At 40.9% G+C, this 23,972-nt stretch carries 29 protein-coding genes; 15 read left to right on the top strand and 14 right to left on the bottom strand.

The genetic code is table 11. From position 1 onward, the window contains the following. Positions 1-176 precede the first annotated feature (176 nt). From rfbD to G3T18_RS08155, 3 genes are all read left to right on the top strand, one after another. Positions 177-1,064, top strand: a complete 888-nt coding sequence (gene rfbD, locus G3T18_RS08165) for a dTDP-4-dehydrorhamnose reductase (protein ID WP_224410050.1) — start codon at positions 177-179, stop codon at positions 1,062-1,064. Between the two features lie 66 nt (positions 1,065-1,130). After that, positions 1,131-2,204 carry a glucose-1-phosphate thymidylyltransferase gene (locus tag G3T18_RS08160; protein ID WP_224410049.1) on the top strand — a complete coding sequence of 358 codons (1,074 nt, stop codon included), beginning with the start codon at positions 1,131-1,133 and terminating at the stop codon, positions 2,202-2,204. A 106-nt stretch (positions 2,205-2,310) separates the two neighbouring features. Further along, the gene (locus tag G3T18_RS08155) at positions 2,311-2,766 is read left to right on the top strand and encodes a PPC domain-containing protein (RefSeq protein WP_224410048.1); all 456 of its coding nucleotides are present in this window, start codon (positions 2,311-2,313) and stop codon (positions 2,764-2,766) included. A gap of 106 nt (positions 2,767-2,872) precedes the next feature. Here G3T18_RS08155 and cobS read toward each other — a convergent pair whose 3' ends face one another. Beyond that, positions 2,873-3,664, bottom strand: coding sequence for an adenosylcobinamide-GDP ribazoletransferase (cobS, locus tag G3T18_RS08150; protein ID WP_224410047.1), 792 nt, complete (start codon positions 3,662-3,664; stop codon positions 2,873-2,875). 261 nt (positions 3,665-3,925) lie between these two features. Here cobS and G3T18_RS08145 point away from each other — a divergent pair, with 261 nt between their 5' ends. From G3T18_RS08145 to G3T18_RS08135, 3 genes are all read left to right on the top strand, one after another. Then, a complete protein-coding gene (locus G3T18_RS08145; protein ID WP_224410046.1) occupies positions 3,926-4,375 on the top strand; it encodes a hypothetical protein in 450 nt (149 codons plus the stop codon). A 162-nt stretch (positions 4,376-4,537) separates the two neighbouring features. Continuing rightward, the gene (tgt, locus tag G3T18_RS08140) at positions 4,538-5,650 is read left to right on the top strand and encodes a tRNA guanosine(34) transglycosylase Tgt (RefSeq protein WP_397333921.1); all 1,113 of its coding nucleotides are present in this window, start codon (positions 4,538-4,540) and stop codon (positions 5,648-5,650) included. Between the two features lie 49 nt (positions 5,651-5,699). Then, positions 5,700-5,837, top strand: a complete 138-nt coding sequence (locus G3T18_RS08135) for a photosystem II reaction center protein K (protein ID WP_048868254.1) — start codon at positions 5,700-5,702, stop codon at positions 5,835-5,837. 109 nt (positions 5,838-5,946) lie between these two features. Here G3T18_RS08135 and G3T18_RS08130 read toward each other — a convergent pair whose 3' ends face one another. Together G3T18_RS08130 and G3T18_RS08125 are read right to left on the bottom strand one after the other, a co-directional pair. Then, positions 5,947-6,501 carry a glutathione S-transferase family protein gene (locus G3T18_RS08130; RefSeq protein WP_224410045.1) on the bottom strand — a complete coding sequence of 185 codons (555 nt, stop codon included), beginning with the start codon at positions 6,499-6,501 and terminating at the stop codon, positions 5,947-5,949. A 13-nt stretch (positions 6,502-6,514) separates the two neighbouring features. After that, complete coding sequence (locus tag G3T18_RS08125; protein ID WP_224410044.1) at positions 6,515-6,979, bottom strand: hypothetical protein; 465 nt, start codon at positions 6,977-6,979, stop codon at positions 6,515-6,517. A gap of 309 nt (positions 6,980-7,288) precedes the next feature. On the opposite strand from G3T18_RS08125, the gene G3T18_RS08120 reads away from it, so the two are divergent. Continuing rightward, on the top strand, positions 7,289-8,005 hold the full coding sequence (locus G3T18_RS08120; protein WP_224410043.1) for a tetratricopeptide repeat protein: 717 nt from the start codon (positions 7,289-7,291) through the stop codon (positions 8,003-8,005). Positions 8,006-8,016: 11 nt separating this feature from the next. On the opposite strand, the gene G3T18_RS08115 is transcribed toward G3T18_RS08120, so the two are convergent. After that, positions 8,017-8,391 (bottom strand): slr1601 family putative cell division protein, encoded by a 375-nt coding sequence (locus G3T18_RS08115; RefSeq protein WP_224410042.1) that lies wholly within the window; start codon positions 8,389-8,391, stop codon positions 8,017-8,019. A gap of 173 nt (positions 8,392-8,564) precedes the next feature. On the opposite strand from G3T18_RS08115, the gene G3T18_RS08110 reads away from it, so the two are divergent. After that, positions 8,565-8,759: a hypothetical protein gene (locus G3T18_RS08110; RefSeq protein ID WP_224410041.1), complete on the top strand. Its 195-nt coding sequence runs from the start codon at positions 8,565-8,567 to the stop codon at positions 8,757-8,759. A gap of 263 nt (positions 8,760-9,022) precedes the next feature. On the opposite strand, the gene psaM is transcribed toward G3T18_RS08110, so the two are convergent. Continuing rightward, on the bottom strand, positions 9,023-9,118 hold the full coding sequence (psaM, locus tag G3T18_RS08105; protein WP_224410040.1) for a photosystem I reaction center subunit XII: 96 nt from the start codon (positions 9,116-9,118) through the stop codon (positions 9,023-9,025). A gap of 372 nt (positions 9,119-9,490) precedes the next feature. Between psaM and G3T18_RS08100 the strand changes: the two genes are divergently transcribed. Then, on the top strand, positions 9,491-10,192 hold the full coding sequence (locus G3T18_RS08100) for a TerC family protein (RefSeq protein ID WP_224410039.1): 702 nt from the start codon (positions 9,491-9,493) through the stop codon (positions 10,190-10,192). Positions 10,193-10,302: 110 nt separating this feature from the next. Here G3T18_RS08100 and ndk read toward each other — a convergent pair whose 3' ends face one another. The 3 genes from ndk to G3T18_RS08085 form a co-directional block, all read right to left on the bottom strand. Continuing rightward, complete coding sequence (gene ndk, locus G3T18_RS08095) at positions 10,303-10,758, bottom strand: nucleoside-diphosphate kinase (protein WP_224410038.1); 456 nt, start codon at positions 10,756-10,758, stop codon at positions 10,303-10,305. 33 nt (positions 10,759-10,791) lie between these two features. Continuing rightward, positions 10,792-11,766, bottom strand: coding sequence for a sodium:calcium antiporter (locus G3T18_RS08090; protein WP_224410037.1), 975 nt, complete (start codon positions 11,764-11,766; stop codon positions 10,792-10,794). 477 nt (positions 11,767-12,243) lie between these two features. Then, entirely contained in the window at positions 12,244-13,290 is a 1,047-nt protein-coding gene (locus G3T18_RS08085) for a D-alanine--D-alanine ligase family protein (protein WP_224410036.1), read from the bottom strand. A 377-nt stretch (positions 13,291-13,667) separates the two neighbouring features. Between G3T18_RS08085 and G3T18_RS08080 the strand changes: the two genes are divergently transcribed. Beyond that, a complete protein-coding gene (locus G3T18_RS08080) occupies positions 13,668-14,270 on the top strand; it encodes a PEP-CTERM sorting domain-containing protein (RefSeq protein WP_224410035.1) in 603 nt (200 codons plus the stop codon). 70 nt (positions 14,271-14,340) lie between these two features. Here the strand turns inward: G3T18_RS08080 and miaB are convergent, their stop codons facing one another. Next, entirely contained in the window at positions 14,341-15,699 is a 1,359-nt protein-coding gene (gene miaB, locus G3T18_RS08075; RefSeq protein WP_224410034.1) for a tRNA (N6-isopentenyl adenosine(37)-C2)-methylthiotransferase MiaB, read from the bottom strand. Between the two features lie 402 nt (positions 15,700-16,101). Between miaB and hpsJ-A the strand changes: the two genes are divergently transcribed. The 4 genes from hpsJ-A to G3T18_RS08055 are packed head-to-tail and all read left to right on the top strand — an operon-like array spanning position 16,102 to position 19,402. Continuing rightward, entirely contained in the window at positions 16,102-16,917 is an 816-nt protein-coding gene (hpsJ-A, locus tag G3T18_RS08070; protein WP_224410033.1) for an HpsJ-like protein, cyanoexosortase A-associated, read from the top strand. Positions 16,918-16,924: 7 nt separating this feature from the next. Further along, entirely contained in the window at positions 16,925-17,803 is an 879-nt protein-coding gene (crtA, locus tag G3T18_RS08065; RefSeq protein WP_224410032.1) for a cyanoexosortase A, read from the top strand. Then, positions 17,800-18,486, top strand: coding sequence for a cyanoexosortase A system-associated protein (locus G3T18_RS08060; RefSeq protein WP_224410031.1), 687 nt, complete (start codon positions 17,800-17,802; stop codon positions 18,484-18,486). The genes crtA and G3T18_RS08060 overlap by 4 nt, the downstream gene beginning before the upstream one ends. Before the next feature lie 43 nt (positions 18,487-18,529). After that, complete coding sequence (locus tag G3T18_RS08055) at positions 18,530-19,402, top strand: PFE-CTERM domain-containing protein (RefSeq protein WP_224410030.1); 873 nt, start codon at positions 18,530-18,532, stop codon at positions 19,400-19,402. Positions 19,403-19,413: 11 nt separating this feature from the next. On the opposite strand, the gene G3T18_RS08050 is transcribed toward G3T18_RS08055, so the two are convergent. The 5 genes from G3T18_RS08050 to G3T18_RS08030 all read right to left on the bottom strand — a co-directional run bounded on the left by G3T18_RS08050 (position 19,414) and on the right by G3T18_RS08030 (position 23,788). Then, complete coding sequence (locus tag G3T18_RS08050; RefSeq protein WP_224410029.1) at positions 19,414-20,847, bottom strand: carotenoid oxygenase family protein; 1,434 nt, start codon at positions 20,845-20,847, stop codon at positions 19,414-19,416. A 129-nt stretch (positions 20,848-20,976) separates the two neighbouring features. Further along, on the bottom strand, positions 20,977-22,038 hold the full coding sequence (locus G3T18_RS08045; protein WP_224410028.1) for a hemolysin family protein: 1,062 nt from the start codon (positions 22,036-22,038) through the stop codon (positions 20,977-20,979). An 89-nt stretch (positions 22,039-22,127) separates the two neighbouring features. Further along, positions 22,128-22,556, bottom strand: coding sequence for a lactoylglutathione lyase (gloA, locus tag G3T18_RS08040; RefSeq protein ID WP_224410027.1), 429 nt, complete (start codon positions 22,554-22,556; stop codon positions 22,128-22,130). A gap of 157 nt (positions 22,557-22,713) precedes the next feature. Continuing rightward, on the bottom strand, positions 22,714-23,256 hold the full coding sequence (locus G3T18_RS25735; RefSeq protein ID WP_224410026.1) for an FHA domain-containing protein: 543 nt from the start codon (positions 23,254-23,256) through the stop codon (positions 22,714-22,716). Beyond that, on the bottom strand, positions 23,150-23,788 hold the full coding sequence (locus G3T18_RS08030; RefSeq protein ID WP_224410025.1) for an SPFH domain-containing protein: 639 nt from the start codon (positions 23,786-23,788) through the stop codon (positions 23,150-23,152). Before G3T18_RS08030 ends, G3T18_RS25735 begins: the two co-directional genes overlap by 107 nt. Positions 23,789-23,810: 22 nt before the next feature. On the opposite strand from G3T18_RS08030, the gene G3T18_RS08025 reads away from it, so the two are divergent. Further along, positions 23,811-23,963 (top strand): hypothetical protein, encoded by a 153-nt coding sequence (locus tag G3T18_RS08025; protein WP_224410024.1) that lies wholly within the window; start codon positions 23,811-23,813, stop codon positions 23,961-23,963. Positions 23,964-23,972: the final 9 nt, after the last annotated feature.

Raw genomic sequence — 23,972 nt, 5'->3', positions numbered from 1 at the left:
CCCAAAATCCCTGAGCATCTTTTCCTTAGCGACTACTCGAAGCGAGAACGGCTCCGCCGAATGCGACTTGGCGATAAAAATCACAAAATCTCCTTTTTGATAAAGTCAATAAAAACACTTAACATCAACTACTTAGCGTCCTTGAAGCAAAATAATTAAATTTTCTCGATCGCTGTATGAAACCTATTCTAATTTTTGGAAAAAATGGTCAACTCGGACAAGAATTAAAGCAAATCCTTAATTCTTCTGGACAAAAAATTATAGCAGTCGGACGTAAAGAAATTGACTTAACTGAAAAAGAAAAACTACCTCAATTAATTGAGCAAATTCAACCAAAAATAATTATCAATGCTGCTGCTTATACGGCTGTAGACAAAGCTGAAACTGAAGTAGAGTTAGCTTATAAAGTTAATGCTGATGCCCCCCAAATAATAGCTCAAGTGGCGCAAGAGCTACAAGCATTTTTAATTCATGTTTCGACAGATTATGTCTTTGATGGTAGAAAAAGCTCTCCTTATCAAGAAACAGACTTAACTAAGCCGATTAATGTTTACGGTGAAAGTAAATTAGCAGGAGAAGAAGCAATTAAATCTGCTTGCGAAAATTATCTAATTTTGCGTACAGCTTGGGTTTATGGAAACGAAGGTAAAGGCAATTTTGTCAAAACCATGTTAAAATTAGGAGCAGCAAGAGACGAGATTCGGGTAGTAGCTGACCAAATTGGTAGTCCTACTTGGACGAGAGATTTAGCTAGCGCGATCGCTAATTTCATTCCTCATCTGAATCCAGCAATTTCGGGAATTTACCACTACACAAATAGTGGAATCGCTAGTTGGTACGATTTCGCGGTGGCTATCTTTGCAGAAGCAAAAAAGTTGAATTTACCTTTGCAAGTTCAGCGTGTTATTCCCATAACTACCTTAGAATATCCGACTCCAGCAAAACGTCCTGCGTATTCGGTGTTAAATTGTGCTAAAATTCAACAAGTTTTGGGAACTTATCCTCCCCATTGGCGACAATCTTTAACAGAGATGTTAAAACAAGAATTAAAAGCCAAGAACTAAAAGAGACAAAAGGGAATAGTAATAATTAATAACTGGTAAATGCGGCTACACGATCGCTGATAACTAATGAAAGCATTAATTCTGTCTGGCGGTAAAGGAACTCGCTTACGTCCTCTAACATACACTGGAGCAAAACAACTTGTACCTGTTGCCAATAAACCGATTTTATGGTATGGAATAGAAGCGATCGCGGCAGCAGGAATTACCGATATTGGGATTATTATTAGTCCGGAAACTGGAGAAGAGGTCAAAGCGAAAACAGGTGATGGTTCTCGTTTTGGGGCGAAAATTACTTATATTTTACAAGCCGAACCAGCAGGACTCGCTCATGCGGTGAAAGTTGCTCAACCTTTTTTGGGTGATTCTCCCTTTGTAATGTATTTAGGAGATAACTTGATTGAAGACCAATTGAGTCAATTTTTAGAGCAATTTGAGCAACAACAATTAGATGCTTTAATTCTGCTGCGACAAGTAAAAAATCCGAGTGCTTTTGGGGTAGCCAAAGTAGCCCCCAACGGACAACTTTTAGGTTTAGTTGAAAAACCGAAAAATCCTCCTTCAAATCTAGCTTTAGTCGGAGTGTACTTCTTTGCGCCGATCGTACATCAAGCGATCGCCGAAATTCAACCTTCTGCGCGTGGGGAACTAGAAATCACCGATGCAATTCAACGCGCGATCGATCGTCGCTGTAACATCCAAGCAACTCAACTTACAGGTTGGTGGTTGGATACAGGAAAAAAAGATGACCTCCTCGAAGCAAATCGAATCATTCTCGATAGCTATCTCACACCTTCAGTTAAGGGGAAAGTTAACCCAGACTCGCAAATTATCGGACGAGTAGAAATCGGTATTAATACGGAAATTATCAACAGCACGATCCGAGGTCCAGCGATCGTTGGTGACAACTGTCGGATCGAAAACTGTTTTATCGGTCCTTATAGTAGTATCGGCGATCGCGTCACGCTCATCGATTCCGAACTCGACCATAGCGTTATTCTAGAAGGAGCGAAAGTCCTCAATATTAATCAACGTATCGTTGATAGTGTGATCGGACAGCGCGCTAAACTAAACGTTGCTCCTCAACGACCAAAAGCTCTACGCTTTATGATTGGTGACGACTCTCAAATTGAGCTAAGTTAGCTGAAAAGTGAGTTGAGTTGGTGAATAGTTTAATCTCACTCACTATTTGCTACCTAGCCGATCTAAGACATAATAGACGGGTTCAAGCTTCATTTGTCCGAAATCTATGACTAAACTTTTTGCTTGTCGCTGGTACTCATTTTTGTTTTTTAGCGCTACTTTGCTGACGGTAGGATTACACACTGTACCAGTCAAAGCGCAAAATAGGATGTACAATCCTGTTTCCATACCTACAGGTGACGAAGTTGCCGATACGCTTTCCGAAAAAGATATTCCTACGGGTGAGGGAGGATTTTCCCGTGACTACTTGGTTGAATTAGAAGAAGGCGATCAAGTAGCGATCGATTTACTTTCTGACGAGTTCGATACGATTGTCACTCTGATTGCTAACGATGGTTCTACAGTCGCTGAAAATGATGATGGTCCCGATGGTAGTACCAACTCGCTTTTATTTGCCAGAATTAATGAATCTGGTTCCTATATTGTTCGGGTTCGTGCTTTTGGCGAAACTGGTGGAGGTAAATTTACTTTGAAAGTAACTCGTCTGCGACCTGTAAACTAAAAAGTTAGTCAGCGAGCAGCAACCAGTTATTAGTTAAAAGTTGACAATTCTTGTTAATTATGTTAAATACGGACAATTACTTTTTCTGGTTTACTGTTCGCTGATTTCAGAAAAATATGGTCAGCAAACAAAGAAAAATTGCTTCTGTCCACTCGACAACAGCACCGTAAACGTCACCAGTAAATCCACTGAACTGCCAATAAAAAAAGGTACCAGTAATTACCGCGATCGCAGCTCCAGCAAAAGCGAGTAAAATTCCTTTCCACCAGCGAACCGGATCGAGCCAAGTTACTACTCCACTGACAGTAAACAACAATACCAGTCCGAAAGCAAGATCGCTCAAGGGACGAATAGTTTCTTTGTGGAAAGCACCTTTACCAGTAGGTTTAAGATAAGGGTAAAAGGCGATCGCTACAACTTGTCCCCAACGTCCCCAACCAGCAACCGCCATTAAAGCTAACCAGCGCGGGGAACCGAGATCGCTCAAAGCCACAGTTTTCAGCAACAATAATAATACCGCCGCGATCGCGCCAAAAGCACCAGCCGCACTATCCTGCATCACCTCCAAACGTCGCTGTTTATCTAACACAGCTAAACCATCGGCGGTATCCATCGCACCATCTAAATGCAATCCTCCCGTCAAACCCAGCCAAACTGCCACGACTACAGCACTACGAGTTAAAATCGGCATTCCCAGCCACTGTAAACTCCACTCGAGTAAACCCAATAATCCTCCTAACAGTAAACCAATCCCAGTAGCCCAACGTGCAACCCGCGTAAAATCCATTTGCCAAGTTTGAGGTAGAGGAATAACAGTGTAAAAAATAACCGCTCCCAACAGCGATCGCGTCCATCTTTCGACTAATTCTTTTATTTGGTGAAGCTGAAATTCCCTCATCTCAATTAAATAAGCAAATTTTCGGGTAACAGTGCAGAAAACTTAGGCTAAGATTGTGTCGTAGCCTACTGTAATTAACAGCAGGATTTGTACCTTATTTGCTGCTAAGTGCAAAAGTTAAACCTAACTTTTGTAGCTTACCAGCGATCGCGGTAAGATTTTTATGCTAGCCCTCAAAAAAAAATTGAGGGTCTGAGCTATCTATCTTTTTTGCTCATTTTATGGCAATCTAAGCCCAGTTCCCACAAATAGCTTTTTTCTATGAGTTACGACAAGTTTTCCCACCAACTACCTGCACCCTGCATCATCGAAACTGGCATTATCGTCAATAAAGACGATATGCGACGCTTGTTAACTAATTTAGGTAGGGTTCGTTACGTTCATTTTCTTGATGGCAAGATAGTAAATGAAGGTGAGGGTTGCATTTTAGAAGTCTTTTCTGACTCTCAACAATCTACCTTAATTGCTAATTATTCTCTCTATATCAACGTCCAAAGTTTTGATTACTTACATCTGTGTCAGTCTTCAGAAAAAGAAACTTATTTGGAGTTAGTACAAGATAATCGTCAGCTTCGACTCACTCCTTGTCTAAATCCTTTACAAGACTCCAGAACGCAAAATTTGGATGCGGCTGAACTTGAAGCGATGGTAACGCAAGTTCTTTCTGCTAAGTGGGACGTACAAATAGATGAGGATGATTGCCCATTTTAAAAGTTATCTTGTCTTGTCTAGTCATCGAATACCCGGACGAAAATCACTCTAGGGCAGAGATTAGGAACTTGAAGCTAATTTCTCTCCTAGAGTCTCATATTTTTATTGATTTTTAACTACTTATTTTGTTATCTTATTTTTTTTGTACTGAGTAATTTACAAGTGGGATTTTCTTTTCAATCTCAAAGCTGTTGCAGTCGCACTCGGGCAAGAGTGGGTGTTTTTCATACTCCTCATGGAATTATGGAAACTCCTCGGTTTATGCCTGTGGGAACTGTGGGTACAGTTAAGGGTGTGACGCCAGCCCAGTTAAAAGCGGCAGGGGCGCAAACAATCTTGGCAAATACTTATCATCTGCATTTGCAACCTGGAGAGGCGATTATTGAAGCCGCAGGTGGGTTGCATCGCTTTATGGGTTGGAATAGTCCGATTTTGACTGATTCGGGTGGCTTTCAAGTATTTAGTCTGAGCGAGTTGCGGCAAATTACGGATGCAGGTGTAACTTTTCGCTCGCCAAGGGATGGGAGAATTATTGATTTTACACCAGAGCGATCGATCGCGATTCAAAATGCTCTCGGTGCGGATATTATTATGGCTTTTGATGAATGTCCTCCTTATCCGGCGACTGAGGAAGAGGTAATCGTCGCTACCGAACGTACTTATCGTTGGTTGGAGCGCTGTATTAAGGCTCACCAGCGCCCTCAAGAGCAAGCTTTGTTTGGTATCGTTCAAGGTGGTGTGTATCCAGAGTTGCGTATCGCTGCGGCGAAGTCTTTGGCAGAATTTGACCTTCCTGGTTATGCGATCGGTGGGGTGAGTGTGGGGGAACCTCCAGAGTTGATTAATAATATTGTCAGAGCAACTGCGCCTTATTTGCCTCAAGATAAGCCGAGATATTTAATGGGAGTGGGTACTTATCGCGAAATGGCGCAGGCGATCGCTGCGGGTGTGGATATGTTTGATTGCGTGATCCCTACTCGTTTAGGACGACATGGTACGGCTTTGGTGCGAGGAGAACGTTGGAATCTGAAAAATGCTCGGTTTCGCGAAGATTTTCAACCTTTAGATGAAAGTTGTACTTGTTATGCTTGCCAACATTTTACTCGCGCTTACTTAAATCATTTGGTGCGATCGCGCGAAATGCTTGGTTATATTTTACTTTCTCTTCACAACATTACAGAATTGATTCGCTTTACTGTGGAAATTCGAGCAGCAATTTTAGGCGATCGCTTTGTTTCTGAGTTCGGTCATTGGCTCGAAACCGCTTCATGTTAAAATTTTTATCATAAATTCAGAAAACTGTGTTGGAAAGGAACATAAATTCATGGAAGCAGCACTGCTTTTAGCCAAACTTCCCGAAGCTTACCAAATTTTTGACCCGCTTGTGGATGTTTTACCACTCATTCCTTTATTCTTTCTGTTGCTAGCCTTCGTTTGGCAAGCCGCAGTTGGGTTCCGTTAAGATTAAATTTAAAAGACAAAAAGGCATCCTTAAAAAAGGATGCTTTTTCCGTCTTCTTGGTTAAGAATTATTACTCATTAACCACCCAAAAGTCTTGACAATTTTTCAGTTATCTGCTACCAATAGCTTTTTGAAAAGGATCTCGCTGGGTGATACGCTTAATGTAATCCATGACTGCGGGATAATCGCTCAAATCTAATTGCAGCATCATCGGGATATAAGCTAAATAAGAACCCACAGCCACATCAGCGACAGTAAACTCTTCTCCCAGCACAAACGGTTTCTGCTCAAAAATATGGTTTAATGCACTCATCAGTTTCGGCATTTCCCGTTCCCGGTTGGCTTCGACAAAAATTCCCACCCCCAGAGTTGCATTAGCAAATAATACCCATTGGGTAATTTCCGCTTTTTGTTCGAGAGAATCAGGCATTTTGCCATATTTTTCCGCCAGATAAAGCAAAATTGCTCCCGACTCCCAAAGCTTAAAATCCCCTTCAACAATTGCTGGCACTTTCCCAAAAGGATTGATTGCCAAAAATTCCGGTTGCCGATGTTCCCCTGCTTGCATATCCAGCAACACATATTCGTAAGGAACATTAATTTCTTCCAGATACCATTGAACGATTGATGCCCGACTCCGGGAACCACCATAAAGTTTTAACATAGTAAGCTAAAATCTAGAGAACTTGATGAGTGTAGGCGTGCTGTTTAACATTGTCTTCAGTGCTAACGATGTTAACATTATTGAGAACTCGCTTGCGCTCAAGAGAATAGTTAAAATCGTCCTTAGTTGTACCCAAAGGAAGATGTTTTTGCGCTTCTGGACGATGTTTATAGCTACGTGCTGCGGCGACAACTCGCTCAGTAAAATTATCGCTAAATTGGGCTGATGGAGGAAATTCAGCAGGCTTTTGCAAATTTTCATCAGCAAAAAACTCGCCTATTGGTTTTGCACAAGCGAACTTGTAAGAAGTAGGAATACCTTTAAGAATCGCTTCCAAAGCGGCTGAAGGGATCGGTTCGATAACTTGAACTTCGGTTATTTCTCCCTCATCGCGGAGGAAGCAAGTAGCTAAACCAAAGATGCAGTAATCATCGGCGGAAACGTCTGGTGCATTAGGAAACAAAGTTGCTGTTGCCATAGGACGATAAATTTCGATACTGGGTGAATTTTACCAACGATCGCGATCCTCTGGCTAGCCACAAAGAGGTGACAATTCCGAAAACGTCACCGAGATCGCTGTAGTTTTTTGTCAGCAAGGGATCGAGGCTGCTATTGCCGAAACGCCAATTTGGCGCGATCGTTCTTGGTTATTGAAGGTTGCCGAAAAAGCGAGAGAATCTGTGTTATTCAGGACAAATTCTACTCTGACACAACTTGCATAATCCCAAAAAAACAACCTATTAGCCTGAGAGTAGATAAGAAGACTAGATCGATTATTTAGGATACTATGAACGCTAAAATTTTATTAGATCAACACCAGCAGGTCAATGGCTACTTGGTACCGGGAAACAAGTTGTATAACGCACTTATCAAACGTTTATATCCGATCCAAGCCACATTTGTCCAGAATCAACAGCAATCAGAGTCAGATTTACAAGCTAAGGTGCGAGAACAAGTGGAACAGGGTAAATACGCCGAAGCGATCGCAACTCTTTCTCAACTGATTGCTCGCCAGCCGCAAAATGCCGCTCACTATAATAACCGAGGATTGCTGCATTTTAAAAATCATCAATTTTTGCAAGCCTTAGCAGATTATAACCAAGCCATAGAAATCGATCCCCGACTTGATAGTGCTTATAATAACCGAGCTAATTACTATGCAGCAGTAGGCGATTTAGCTGCGGCGATCGCCGATTATGACCAAGCTTTAGATTATAATCCAGCTAATCTCCGCGCCCGGATCAATCTAGCGATCGCTTGGCGCGAACTGGGGATATACGATCTCGCCCTCGAAAACCTCGATCTCGCCTTAATGTTAGGACAGCGCTATCAAGGACGCATTTATACCGAAAGAGGACGTACTTATCATTTGCGAGGAGATTGGAACTGCGCGATCGCCGATTATCAACACGCCCTTTCCCTGCTTCAAAACGATCGAGGCTCAGTTTTGCACTCACAGCGAGTACAAAACTGGTTAAATGAGTTACTCAAACCCATCCAATAAGGTTAAAAAAACTAATCAGTTTTCTTCTCTAACCAAACAACGCGAAGTTGATTCGGCTGAACTCGCCCTGTTTGCTCCTGCATAATATTTTGCGTTTGATGAGGATCGAAACTATAACTAAAGCGATCGCGTAACTCATTAACTCGCTGTTCGGTACGCTTCACTTCAGTACGAACCTCGCGTAGTTTAGCTTGTTGAGAGAGATGGTAAGGTAAAAGTTTCAGCAAAGCCGCGATCGCTGCTGCTGATAATACCCCATTGACCAGTATTTTCACGGTAATTTCCGCGACAACCGCGCCCTGAGAGTAACGGCGACGATGTCGAGGTCGGCGGGTAGTTCGACGACGAGGTTCTTCTAAAGGTCTTGTAGTTTGAAGTGCGTTCATTATGAGGTAACCATGTGGTAAAAGCAGCAATTTGCCGCCCGAACAAGAAAAATATGGTCAACAGTAGCTAGCAAACGCCATGACTATCAATAGCATCTTGCTATCTTCTCTTGGTGTCTAGAGATCGGTGAGTTGCCTAACCTACGATACCTTTTTCATTTGCAGTTTGCTAGTTGGCAGCCAAAATCCGGGTTCGGCGATCGCCGAATAGCAAGTATAACAGGCAAATTGATGTTATCAGACAATGTACAGTAATTGACGAAAATAATCGGGAAATTAGCGAAAAAAGTAATTTTGTGGCTTTCTTTTTCACCTTTCACTCTCTTTTAACTCACAAAAAACAGTCTACCCTAATTACTCAAAGCTAAGAAGGGCAGACTGTCTTGGTTTTGTCGTGATTACTGCCACCACTAACTGCTTAGGCTGTATAGTGGTGGCTTCTAATCTCGCGATTGGATCTTGCTGCCCTATGCCACTTATCTAGGTAAAATGCCCCTGACAGCTTGACTTGACAGCTAATTTCTTTTCCCCAAATTCCTTGGGTACTATTTTGTCTATACCTCGATTACACAGTTCTGGGAGTGCTTTAGTAGCCTCACTCAAGCTATCTAAGACTCCTTTCTCGCTTAATCTACTTATAGAGTTCTGTTGATAAGCGGAAAGCAAGAATACCGGGGATTAGCGCAATAACTAAAGCAACCAGAACTTGAGTGTCAGATATACCCATATTAGATAAACTCCTATTTTGCTGAGATTCTTACCCGAAGATTTTCTCAGGATTTTAGATAAGTATGGGCGATTGTAAAGCTTAGATGAAACGAATCGTAACAATACTCAATATAAATACCAGTTATTGGGGATTAGGGTTTTCAGCGAACAGCGAACAGTTAGCACTTAGCAGTAGAGATTGGAGACAACAAGCAATTAGCGAATAAACTTTTCACTGTTTACTGATAACTGAACCCAATCCCCTCCTCCCCAATCCCCTAAAGGACAAAATTTTTGATTAGTCTGACTCAAACCGTTAAGCTGAGTAATAGTAGGAGCTAAATAAGCTTTTTTTTTGCCATGTACTGCCCTTGCCGTTAAAACACCATTAATGCTAGACCACGCTCTCGACATTCCTTTGGAAATCGGATTTCACACTCCGTTAATTTTGCTGATCCTCGTCCTGCTAGAAGCAGTATTATCAGCAGACAATGCAGTTGCTTTGGCATCTATTGCCCAAGGACTAGAAGACCCTAAACTTCAGCGTAGCGCCCTCAATTTTGGCTTAGTAGCAGCTTATGTGCTGCGGATCGCTTTGATTATTACTGCCACCTGGGTAGTTCAGTTCTGGCAGTTTGAGGTGGCGGGGGCTGCTTATTTACTTTGGCTAGTTTTTAATTACTTTAGCTCTCCAGAAGATGAAGACCACAATCGTAAAGGAAGCCAGTTTTCAACGCTTTGGCAAGCAATTCCGATTATCGCAATTACGGATTTAGCTTTTTCTCTCGATAGTGTGACTACAGCGATCGCGGTTTCCGATCAAACTTGGTTAATTATTGCTGGTGGCACTATGGGGGTGATCGCTTTGAGATTTTTGGCGGGATTGTTTATTCGCTGGCTCGATGAATATACTCACTTAGAAGATGCTGGTTACATCACTGTGGGATTTGTGGGGATCAGACTTTTGCTCAAAGCACTTAAACCAGATTTTGTTCCTCCCGAATGGGTGATGATTGTGGCGATCGCGGCTGTCTTTATCTGGGGTTTCTCTCAACGAACTGAAGCCAAATCTTCTCCTCAAACTGAAGAATAAATTGGGGAGCGATCGCTTAAATCTCTTTTTTCTCTCAGTCGTAACCAATACCCGCGATCGTAATTGTTCCCAAATTTCCAGGGATAATTGCGGGTACTGGCAAATCGTGACTAGTTTTCTTCGTAGAGCCAGGATTTTATACTTGGTTCCCAACTCACCAGTTCTTCATCTTTAAACCAAAGGTCAATTTCTCGCTGTGCGGTTTCAATTGCATCGCTTCCGTGGATCAGGTTCCGACCTATGCTAATACCATAGTCGCCGCGAATAGTTCCTGGTTCAGCCGCAAGGGGGTTGGTTGCACCAATGATTTTTCGCGATGAAGCAACAACTCCCTCTCCCTCCCAGACGGTAGCAACTACTGGACCGGAGGTGATAAATTCCACTAAACCTTTGAAAAAAGGTCTTTCTTTGTGGACATCGTAGTGTTTCTCCGCCAGTTCGTGGGAGACTGACATCATTTTTAAACCTACTAAAGTAAAGCCTTTTGCTTCCAGACGCTTGATTACCTCACCAACTAGGTTGCGCTGTACGCCGTCAGGCTTAATCATAATAAATGTCCGTTCCAAGGCGATCTCCTTTTAATTTACAAACAGTAACAACTAACCAAAAACTCGCAAAACTCCAAATAAGATAATACACAGATAAGCGACATAAATACCATTCAGTACCAGCACTTCCCAAAGTTCAAAACTGTTTTTCTCGCTTCCCCAATAAATAAATCCTGCATAAACTACTGCTAGCAAGCCCACAAAAGTTAAATTAACTGAAAATAAGAGTAAATTTTCGATGGGTAACGTTACTAGTGCTAAAGGGAAAAAAGCTAGGGTCATCGTTGCGGTATTGTCAGCAATCACGCTTGTGGTTGCTGCTGTTATCTGTCCGCTTTTCGCCACATTCCAAGTCGCAAAAACTTCTGGGGCGATACTTAAAGTGGAAGCGATCAACAATCCGCCAATTAGCTCGGAAATGCCTAAAATAGTCACAATTTGCTCGGTAGCAGTGACGATTAAATAAGCACCCGCAGCTAATACCAATACACCTAAAAAAGCTACCAAAATCTCTTTTCGCTGCCAATTAACTTCTTGAGCGCTTTGTCGCTGACGGATAATTGCCTGAGCGAGGTAAACTAAATAAGCTGCGAGCATGATCCAACCATCAATGGGTTGTAAACCTCGCCAAGGTGCGGGTAAAGTCAAGATAGCGGCGATCGCGATAATTATTAAATAAGGGATTGCTTGGATCGTCAAGGCTTCGGGTTTGATGCGTAAAGGTATTCCTCGTCCTTGATATTTTTGCGAGGCGATATAAGCTACAGTTACGATCGCTGGAACTGAAATAATATTAGAACCAAGTAAATTTCCTAATCCAATATCTGACAAACCTTGGATAGCACTCGCCGTATTTGTCCCTATTTCTGGACTAGCTGTAGCTAAAGCCACAAATGCAGCACCCGCCGCTTCTGTCAAGCCCCACCTTCGCCGCAATTTTTGCAAGGGATCTGCTAATTGATCGGAACCCCAATGTGCTGCCCCTACAGAAGCAATTAATACGAGAAACCAGAAAATTAATTTCATTTTCCTTTTTTAATTACTTGAAAAGAATTATTCAAATCAAACTTAATCAATACGCGATCGCCTTTAAGCAATCATGAAAAAAGGCGATACCTCAGCGAGAGGGTATCGTAGACATCCTCATGATAATCGCCAAATAGACAAAACAATTTCTAACTGTTAGCATGAAATTATCTAATAATTTTTTGAAAATATTATGCTCAGTCTGAGTGAAATTTATCCTCTCTCGGAGTTTCAACAAAAGTATTGAAGAATTTGAGCAAGGGAAAGGGATACCTCTGAAGCAAGCGTTTACTGAACTTCGGGAAAAATATGGCTTACCAGATTGAAATATCTCCTACGGCGGTAGCCGATCTACTTCTGCCCACAAAACAGCGATCGTTTAGACTTTAGAACTTTAGATTTTGGCTTGAAAAATCTAAAGTCTAAAATCAAGAATGAAGCTACACAGAGCGCTGCGTTTACTTAATAATTAAAGCCCTATCTTTCTAAAGCAAACTGAATTAAGCGATCGACTAATTGAGGAAATTCTACCCCCGATGATTGCCAAAGACGAGGATACATACTGGTAGCAGTAAAACCAGGTAAAGTATTAATTTCGTTCAGCAAAAGTTCGCCAGTTTCTTCTACATAGAAAAAGTCTACTCTAGAAAGTCCCGCAGCGTCAATGGCAGCGAAAGCAGCTAAAGATATTTCCCGAATTTGTGTGGCAATATTTTCTGGTATTGGTGCTGGAATTAGTAATTGGGCGAGTCCTTCAGTATATTTAGTTTCGTAGTCGTAAAAATCGCTATTGTAGGTAATTTCGCCAATAACTGAAGCTTTGGGGTTATCGTTACCTAAAACTGCACATTCGACTTCTCTCGCGACAACTCCCGCTTCGATAATAATACGGCGATCGTAGCTAGCAGCGCTATCGAGAGCAGTTTCTAATTGGCTACGCGAGGTAACTTTTGTTATTCCTACCGATGAGCCGAGGTTAGCTGGTTTAATAAAGCAAGGATAGTCTAACGTAGCTTCAATTTCGTCGCAAAGTTTGGGAAAAACGCAGGGACTCGACCAAATTTGAGAACGATTAACTACCATATATTTTACTTGGGGCAGTCCTGCTTGGGCGAAGGCAGTTTTCATGGCAATTTTATCCATTCCCACAGCCGAACCTAACACGCCGCTACCCACGAAGGGAACTTGCATTAAACTCAACAATCCTTGAATTGTGCCATCTTCGCCGTTTGGACCGTGTAAAATCGGAAACCAAACGTCTATTTGGGTTACTTGCGAGGGAAATTGCCAAAGTTGTTGTTTCTCGGTTTCCCCTTGCAAGGGTTTTCCTGTGTCTAAGACTTGTTGAGCAACTTCCCCGGCTTGCCAAATGCCGTCTTTTTGGATGTAAACTGGCAGTAGTTCGTATTTTGTCTGATTTGTGTCTGCTTGCAGGGCTGCGGCGATCGCGCGTGCGGAACTTATCGAAACTTCATGTTCCCCAGAACGTCCCCCAAACAACAATCCTACCAACTTTTTCGTCATTTTTTTACCTCGTCCACTCCTCAATGCCGCTAGGGTAGCATAAACTACTGGTCGCGTAACTTAGTTTTTCTCTTCGTTGAGATAGTGACTGTTACTTTTGTTTATCTAAAAACTACTTTTCAAGTTGAACTAAATATTTAATTTAATTAAGAACTGAAAGAAACAGCTTCATCAAATCTTCATCAAAACGCTGAGGATTTTGCTGCTATTTGACTCAATCCTATTTCTAGAGAATATTTTAGCTCAGTTGCTTTTGTTTCACTTTTCTTAATAATTTAAAGATGAGATAAAGATTTGTTCGGTATCTACTTAGGTGATATTCAGGTGCCAAAGCCAGATATATAATAAATTTATTTCAAAAATAAGTGGAAATACTGATGAAAATTTTAAGAAATATTACCGCAGGTTTGGTTGGAACCGCTTTAGTTAGCTTGGGAAGTATGGTTACTCAACCAGTTTTGGCGATTACTTTTGATTTTGAAGGAACCTACGAACAGGGAAGCTTTTCGGGAAGCTATGCTATTGATGAGGATGAATATGAAGAGGCTGTTAAATTCGGTGGTACATCAACATTTTTAGATACTTTTTCTTTTGAGTTATTTCTTGATAGAGATTTATTTACTTCAACAGGAAGTTTCGCAATCTTGAAAAATTTTGGTGGTGATGAATTAGATCCAGAAATAAATTTTTTATTCCAAATTGATAAAGACGGAAATAACGGGGTTTTTAGTATTAGTAATATTGCTTCGCCTTTAAGTTGTTTAACAACTGTTTGCGAAGGAATTCCCTCGTCTTACGATGGAGAAATTGGTGTTTTAAATATTTTTGATGGACAATTTTCCTCATTAACAATAACTTCCTACTCGCAAAAGCCAAGAACAAAATCTGTTCCCGAACCATCTCTAATTTTAGGAATGTTGTTGCTAGGGGTTGCTGGGGGATTTTCTCAGCTCAAAACTCAACTGCAAAAAGGTAATTGATTTGAGATAATAGCGATCGCTACCGAAAAGAAAAAATTGCTAGTCAGCGCTTCAGCGCTGACTACTAACTTTAAGCTAAAACTGGAGCATAAACTGGCTCTCCTGTCAAGCTAAAAGCACGTACTTCAGTAATTTTCACCTGAATTAGTTTACCTTTGAGTTCGTCAATGTTACCGGGAAAGAACGTCAAATGATTGGTACGAGTACGTCCCATAACTTGGGAGGTATCTTTGGGATTTTGGTCTTCTACCAATATTTCTTCAATTCTGCCAGCATAACGCTGCGATCGCGTGGCGGCTTTGACAGCGACGAGATGGTTAAGACGTTGGAGGCGATCGCTTTTTACTTCTTCGCTAAGTTGATTTTCCCATAGCGCCGCAGGTGTACCGGGACGAGGAGAATAAGCCGCAGTATTCAACCGATCGAAACCAAGATCGGCAACTAATTTTAAGGTATTCTCAAACTGGGCTTCAGTCTCCCCAGGAAAACCAACAATTGCATCAGCACTAATTGCTGCATCGGGCATATATTCGCGAATTTTATCAATAATTCGCCGATATTTTTCTTGCGTATAACCTCGCGCCATTGCTTTAAGAACTTCGTTATCTCCCGACTGAAAAGGAATGTGGAAATGTTCGCAAACTTTTGGTAATTCGTAGCAAGCGCGAATCAATCTTTCGGTAAAATAACGCGGGTGACTGGTCGCAAAGCGAATGCGTTCAATTCCCGGTACATCATGCACAAAATAAAGTAAATCTGTCAGAGTATGTTGGTGTCTTCCTGACTCAGTAGTACCAGGTAAATCTCTACCGTAAGCGTCAATATTTTGTCCCAACAAAGTTATTTCTTTATAACCTTGTCTTCCTAACTCTTCTATTTCTGTACGAATTGCTTCAGGAGTGCGAGATTGTTCTGTTCCGCGTACATTAGGAACCACACAATAAGTACAGCGTTCGTTACAACCGTAAATTACATTTACCCAAGCTGTCACTTTACTGTCACGACGCGGTTTAGTAATATCTTCAACAATATGAATTGGTTCGGTAGCCACAATTTGATTCCCAGCAAATACTTGTTCCAATAAATCTTGCAAGCGATTTGCGTGTTGGGGACCCATTACCAAATCTAATTCTGGCACGCGACGCAGCAATTGTTCGCCTTCCTGCTGGGCTACGCAACCAGCAACAATTAAAGTGAGATCCGGTTGTTCGTGTTTGCGCTTTGCTTGTTTTCCTAAATAAGAATAAACTTTTTGCTCCGCATTATCCCGGATCGTACAGGTATTATAGAGAACTACGTCAGCTTGATTAGGGTCTTCTGACCATTGCCAGCCCATATCTTCTAAGATACCAGCCATGCGTTCGGAGTCAGCTTTATTCATCTGACAGCCGAAAGTAGTAATGTGATAGCGACGAGAATTAGTTTTCACGATCTGTTACGAGGAAAATCCGAGATAGGTTTGCAATCTTTCTCAATTATAAGTATTTAGCCGAGGTATTTGGGGCAGTTGCAGTTCCGGAAACTGTTTTCACAAACTTGAATGAAGTAAATATCGGGTTCTTTGGGGGTAAGCAAGTTAACTAGGAGTACCAAGGAAAAAGGAAGTGTTTGAGTGAGACAACCTCGCAGTACGAACTTTTCCTCAATTCGGGTAAATTCTTTCCTAGGACAATAATTACCCAACAAAATATTTAGGTAAAGTTTAACACTTATTCTGTTTGATTGTTCTCAATTATTTCTTGTTTAAAATATCATAAAATTATATTTTTGGCAACTAGCTAAATACAGAAAATATCTGTATGCTAGAGAAAAATAATTATCGCTAGAAAATATGAACGAACAAAATCAACTTAACCAAGAAACAGAGCAGTCTCCCCAAGCTTTAGCAGCAGGTAAAGCAAAAACTTCACCGAAAAAAAATCAACCTAATCCCCGTAAGAAAAAACAATCGCTGCTGATCTCCGAAATAGTTACCCAAAGATCGGCTTCAATTATGCACTTAGTGGGCTACGGTTTATTACTATTAAGCTTATTCGACTTCGTGCAAATTATTTTCCCACCACAATTGAAAAATCCAGTTTGGGAATTTCAAACTATCGGGCAGCTAGTGGAAAGAGTACCCGTTCCTTTGCTAGCTTTACTATTTATATTTTACCGTATTTCGGGTGAAATCATTGAAAAAAAACAAATTTATTTGCTCAGATTTTTATCTTGGATGAGCTTATTGATTGGTATATTATATTTGTTAATAATCCCTTTAGGGATCGGCAATACTTTTCGGATAAATCGAGCTAACAATAGACAAATAGACGATCGACTCAGCCAACAAAACCAGCAGTTAGAACAGTTACAAACGCAGATTGAAGGAGCAACCGACGCACAACTACAAAACTTTATAGCCTCCCTCAATCAACAAGGTGCAACACCACAAATAGATAATACTAAAGAATTTAAACAGCAATTGCTAACGCAATTAGAAAATAATCAAAAAAGTCTAGAACAGCAAGGACAAAATACCAAAAAGAATCAGAAACTAACTTTGATTAAAAACTCTGTGAAATGGAATCTAGGAGCTTTAGTCTCCGGATTTTTATTTATCTGGATGTGGCATCTAACCCGTTGGGTACGAGTGAGAAACTACGAATAATTTGTTTATGAAAATCAACTCAATTATTTGGCTGAAAGAATTACAAAATTCTCAATTATATTTAGGAGGACTTGCCGTTGCTTTAGCAGTGCTTCATCTCATTTTAAGTTGGAAAGTAGTTAGCGATATTGATCGCGCGATCGTTTCAGTTTTATTCTGGGCAGCAATCCTTTCATTACTTTGGCGTAAAAGAGATAAACTAAACCTAGACAGCGATATTTTCTCTAGTTTTCTAGGTTCAATTATTCTCGTATTGATGCTCGTCAAAAGTCTAAATTTATTTTGGTTTGAATCTTCTTTTTTAAAGATAATTCCCCTTTTTTTAAGTCTGAGTTTAGGCTTGTTAGCTTCTGGATTTCGGGGATTAAAGCAATACTGGCGAGAATTTATTTTAGTATTGCTTCTTTGCTTACCAGATCTTTATCTCGAAAGTAAAATAAATGAAAATTTTCCCCTTAGCCTTTTAACAGCACAAAATGCTAGTTTTCTGCTGTGGTACTTAGGGTTTGACGTAGTAAGAAACGGAGTCAAACTTATTCTCCCCAACGGTGCTGTAGAAGTATTTCATCCTTGTACCGGAACGGCATCGATGATTTTACTTTTAAAGCTGACAATAGTTTTTCTTTTGGTTTTTCCTACTAAGAAATTACCGAAAATTCTGCTTGTTTTAGCTGGTCTGGGAATTGGCTTTTTTTCTGGGGTTATCAGAGTAGGAATTATGGCGCTAGTAGTTTCTAACGAGCAAGCTTTTGCCTATTGGCATGGTCATCAAGGTGCGTCAATATTTTCTACTATTTCCATTGTGCTTTTTGGGCTGGTTTGCCAGTATTTACTGCAACAAAATTCGAGAAATAACGCAAAAGCGAGGGAAGTAGAACAGCTATGAAAAACTGGCAAAAATATCGACAAGTGCTTTTAGCTACTAGCTTTTTTAGCGTTTCCTTGACTATAATTTCTTTGCTAGTAATTCCTGCTGCTGGCAACCGACAAGTGAGACATTATGAGTTTCCAGAAAAAGTGCCATTTCCGGGATGGGTAGAAGTAGAAAATTTCCCTTTAGATGAACCAATTGATAGAGATAAAAAAGCTTATGAAGCCGTCTTAGCGGGGAGAAAATATCAATATCAACAAGATGAGCGTAAATTACAAATTGAAATGCGCTATGTAGTAGGAACTTTAGGCAGCGATCGCACTTATCTCAAACTACATCCGGAATTAGCTGTAAAAATGAGGAAGTTACCCTTCAAGCAGCAGAAAAAAACCACAATTGGTCACTATCTGCTTTTTGAATATGACGATCGCGCTCATCTACTCTCCTGTATTAATCCCAGAGGAAGTAGTACCGTCCAAATTCAACAATTTATGGCAAATCGTCGCACTTATGATTTAAAAATAGAGCGGTTGCTTCCTTGGTTATTAGGACAAGAAAGTTTACGCGATCGCCGTTGTTTGTGGACGCATTTATCTACCCCTCTTAATAGTGAATCTGCTGAGTCTAGTTATCGAATGCTAGAAACAGCTTACCTATCTTGGTACGAATATTGGAGACAACACTTTCCAAAGCATTAAATATTTGCCAAACTTAAACAAATTAAATCGGAGATCGCAAACGGTGAAAAAGACACTGAGTTTAATTACTGTCAGTTTATCTTTATTTTTCGGAGCGGGTAGCGCCCAGGCTGCATCAATTACTCTTTATGATGGTTCGTTAGGAACTGCACCCCTGAGTCAAGGAGAGCTTATTCCAGGTGCTATTCAGTCAAATGGTTCTCCGACAATAATCAGCGAAAATCTTGTCTCTGGAGGAGTACAAGTAGACACTGATGCTAATAGTGCTGAATACTCTGGCTACAGCAACTATAATCCTGCGACCAGCACATTTGTTAATCCCTCATTTCCCACTCTGGATGATACTGTAGGCTATAGTCTCTTTTTCAATGCTTCTCTCGATTCTACTACTAGCAATAGTAACGATCGCGCTGCTTTTAGTGTACTCGTGACTGGTGCAGGCAACCAAGCCATTGAAATAGCTTTTGAAAACGGTTTAATTTTCGGTCAGAATGCTAACTTCACTCGTGGAGAAAACGCTGCATTTGATACTACCTCAAACACCAACTATGAAATCAGAGTTAGCAGTGGTAATTACACGCTTTTCGGTGGAGGTTCGCCAATTATAACTGGTGCGTTGCGTCAATATGTTTTTAACCCAGCAACTAGCCAACCTCCGTTGATATTTAATCCCTATCAAATTCCTAACTTTATTGCTTTTGCTGATAATACAGGTCAAGAAGATGGTGTATTTACTTTTAGGTCGGCTTCGGTGACGACTGCGGCTGCGGTTCCCTTTGAATTTTCACCTGGATTGGGTTTATTAATTCTGGGTGCGTGGCTAACAGTTTTTCAACTGAAAAATCGGAAAAAACAGTCACAAACACCAAAAAAAGTGTGCCAACTGGTTGAAGTTGGCGGTAGCAAAAAAGATTAATCAACTAATTTTTAAGCTGGTTTCCACGCACCATGAAAAGTGGGCGGAATAACGCTTGGTAATCCGAGGCGACAGACAGGTTCATTTTCTAATCTGTCGCTGTCGTAAATCCAAACTTCGCTAGTATTAGTATTGCCATCGTAAACTACTGTTAGTAGCCAACCTAGTTCGGAATTATCCCAGTCTGGCACGTAAATTGGTTCGGAAGGATAGCGATTTTTTCCGGAATCGGCTATTGACAAATGATTAGTTTTATGGTCAAAACGCGCGATCGCGCCCAACAATTCCTTACTAATATCCACTCCATCCCGATAGACAGATAAATAAGTATAGCGCCAAGGTTTGCCTACTTGAGACGCTTTTACTATCGGAAATTCGCAACTACGGTCTAACAATTGTTCCCTCGAAACTACTTTACCAGATTGGGGATCGAGACGAATTTGCCAGAGAGTTCCTTGAGCAAAAGTTTTCGTTTGACCGCTAGCAACTTCTTGCAAATACTGATTAGTTTTGAAATCGGGATATTGGACAATTTCAGTAACTACAAATCCCTCATTATCCACATAACCATTAGCAAAATGCCACTGATACCAAGCATCTGTTTGACTGCGACTTTTTAAAGAAAGATTTTCAAGATTAACTACTAAAACCTCTGTTCCTAACTCTGGTTTCCAAGTTAACGAATCGCTATAACTACTAATACCCAAAAGAATAGAAACAAAATTTAAGCGCACTGGTGAAACGAAAAAGATTAAATACTGACCGACAAAAACACACTCATGAATTAAAGGCGTACCATCTAATTCAATTGTATTTTTTTGGACAATCTTGCCTGTAGGATCGCTTTTATAAATATTGAGTTTAGCATTGCGTCCTGGCGTGACACCAAAGTTAAAAATTTCGCCTGTATTGGGGTCTATTTTGGGATGGGCAGAAAAAGGTTCCCTTGATGTTAATTTTGATAAAGAATCTACTCCAAAAGTTGTTAAATCATCTAGATCGAGGGCGTAAGGATTGCCACCTTCCCACAAAGCTAACAATTTTGTCGGCAATGGTAACACGGAAATATTAGCAGTATTTTTAACAGGTTTAAGCCAATTATTCCAAAACGGACCTGCCGCCGTCATGCCATAGTTAGGGTAGATATATCGATTTTCCTCACTTTCTTTAAGGTAGCCTTTGGTTTGCACATAGCGATAAGTTGCTGTTACTTCCTCTTCGTTAAAATGTACGGCTAAAATTGCACCATCACCATCAAACCAATGTCCAACTTTCTCACCGCCTCGTTCTAAGTTTGCTGGACCATTTCGATATAATGAACCTCTTATTCCCGAGGGAATTTTGCCTGACAATACTTCCAAACGAGTAAGAGGAAATTCTTGGGGTGGTGAGAGAATTGCTTGCGCCCAGGCTGGTTTATTTGTAGGTTTAGTAACTGTTGGCATAAAAGTTTTTAGTTGCTAACTGAATTAGGATTTTAGAAGATTTTTCTCCAGAATGGATCTACCAATAGTTAGGTAATTTTTAGCTAAAAAAGTAGTTCGCACCCAGGGGCTAAGTCATTCAGGTAAATATTAAGCCTGAATTGCCGGTACACTTGCTTCAAAACCTTTAACTGTTAACAATTTTGTTCGATTTCGTATGGCAATTTTCCGCAAATTTACGGTGCGATCTGTTTCGTCAACAATTTCGCCAGTTAGGACTTCAATAACGTCTTCTAATGTTACTACGCCGGCAACTCCTCCGTATTTATCTAAAACGACAGCGAGATGTTCGTGACTAGATTGAAAGGCTTTTAGCAGTCGATCTGTTCGCAATGTTTCGGGTACAAAGTGAACTTTACGGGCGAGATTGACTATTTTTTCGTCGCTTTTTCCTTCTAGCATAGCGATGAGTAAATCGTCTTTTAAAGCTATTCCGAGAACATTATCAATTGATTCGCCAATTATGAGCATTCGCGTGTGAGTAGAAGCAATAATTTTTTCTTTAGCTTCAGCTAAAGTTGCATCCCCCGATAAATAAGTAGTGGTAACTCTAGGAGTCATGATATCGCTTGCTTTCAGGTCATTTAAACGAAAAACGCGATTAATCATTTCCGCTTCGTCGCCTTCAATAACTCCTTGTTGAAAACCGAGTTTGGTTAAAAATTTAATTTCTGATTCATCGGCGGTCAATTTCTGTTCTTCGGAAGTAAAAGGTAGGGTTACTTTTTCCAAAATCCAGACTAGAGGAATAAAGAGAAAAGTGAGGTTTTTCACAGGTATAGCTACGCATAAAGATATTTGTTCAGTGTAGCGATCGCCAATGGTTTTGGGGATGATTTCGCTAAAAATAACAATCAAGAACGTCAAAACCCCAGAAAATACACCTAGCCAAGCATTTCCCAATACTTCAGCAGCAATTTTACCGATAAAAATACTACCCAGAATATTGAAAAAATTGTTAACAATGACAATAGTAACGATCGCGCGATTCATATTCTCACAAATCCATAGTAGCGCTAAAGCCCTTTTTTCTTTCGACTGCGCTAATTGCTGTACTTTCAACGCCGAAATTGAAAATAACGCGGCTTCCGTACCAGCACAAATTGCTGAACCGACGATGACAGTAAATACGAGAATTGTAAGCTCGATCATTCTATCCACTAAAGAGAAAAATTGGCTTTAACAAGGGTAGGAGCTTTGATTCACTCCTACCCAAAAAATTAAGATTGTTTGTTTGTAGTTCAGCTAGCTGTAGCTGCGGTTTCCTTTTTCTCAGCAAAACCTTGAGTACCAAGCTGAATCAACTCAATTTTGTAACCATTGGGATCTTCCACAAAAGCAATCACCGTCGAACCATGTTTCATTGGTCCTGGTTCCCTAGTTACTTTACCGCCAAGTTTTCTAATTTGTTCGCAAGTATTGTAAATATCATCTACACCGATCGCGATGTGACCGTAAGCATTACCGAGATCGTAACTATCCGTACCCCAGTTGTAAGTTAATTCTAGTACCGTATGGTCGGACTCGTCGCCATAACCGACAAAAGCGAGAGTAAATTCACCACCGGGATAATCTTTTTGACGTAGCAACTTCATACCGAGTACATCGCAGTAGAACTTCAGCGACTCATCCAAGTTACCGACGCGCAGCATTGTATGTAACATTCGCATGGCGATAGTATGACTCCTTTTGCTTGTCTCCTGTTTTTGATTTTACCCAGCGATCGCCTCTTTTTTTGTCTGTCCGCAGGATGGAGTTGGAAAAAACCCGACTAATCACGCTATGAAGCTCACCCCACCTCGTGCGAGCAGGTGGGGGAATGCGTCGCTATTTTTGTTCAAAAGTCCATTTCTGATGACCGATGCGAATAACTTGACCCGAACTAAGCCAAAATGGTTGATTAGCAGTAAGTTTTTCTTCGTCTACAAATGTACCGTTAGAACTACCAATATCGATTAACTGATAGCGAATTTCGCCGTTATTTTGGGTAATTTGTTTAATTTGGGCGTGACGACGGGCAGATTGGGGATCTGGTAAGACAAGGCTGCTAGTGGGTTCTCTACCAATGGTAAAAGGATTGGCTTGGATAGAGATTACATTACCCGAAGCTTGATGAATCACAGATGCGAGATCCTCGCTGGTTGCAGCTAATACTGTCGGTGCTAATACTGGTGTATCTTGGGGTAAAGGTAGAGAAGCTTGATTTGCTGTACCTTCGATCCGCACAACTTTTTCACTGCTTGCAGATTGACCGGGAATAAAGTTAACTTGCTGTACGGGAGGTTCGATCGCTGGACGACCTGCTTGAGCTACTTGCGCTTGTAATCTCGCTTGATATTCGGCTTCTTCTCTGGCGCTTAAACCCTCCACTTGGCGAATAATGCCTTTTGGGGAAGTTAATATCACTGACACGCACGTCTTCCAGGCTAAAACCGAGGGTATAGGAAGTTTCCGCATTATTGAGTAGATATTCGCGAATTAATACTCGTCCGTTGTTAACCAGTCGCTCTACCCCCAATTGACCGACAGTCATACCTAAACTATCTTTGATTGCACTGGTTAAAGCAGCGATCGGGTCTGATAATTCGATCGCTACTCGTCTCGGATCGATGACTTGATAAACTATATTGAGCGAGATATTGAGCAAAAATTGATCTTTTGAGAGAAAATCGCCTTGAGAAGTAATGCTCAGGTTTCGTAGCTTAGTATCGACTAAAATTAAATTGCACTTATCCAGCCAGGGTAGCGCAAAACTGAAATGTCTGCCAGGGATAAGAGTCCGCACGACTTTACCATTTTTGACTAGCAGCCCAGTATAACCTGCATCGATGAAGTCCATACTCAACCCGGCAAACCTTTCAGGAGTTAAAGTTTGGATGAGAGGAGGTGACTGGTTGTTCATAAGACTGAGGTAACTACTTTTATTGAGATCCCAAACTAAGTTTGTAGACGACAGTGCCAGATTTGACGTTTCTACAATATCCTCTAATCTAGGGGCGATCGCTTCAAATTCAAGAATTGCGATCGCCCCTATAATTTTAGCTTCCGGCGATCGCCAAAATTCACCGAAAAACTGAGTCTGAAGT

Source organism: Oscillatoria salina IIICB1 (assembly GCF_020144665.1).
Classification (GTDB): Bacteria; Cyanobacteriota; Cyanobacteriia; order Cyanobacteriales; family SIO1D9; genus IIICB1.
The sequence above is the reverse complement of the archived record's forward strand: the minus strand, read 5'-3'. Positions and strand labels throughout refer to the sequence as shown.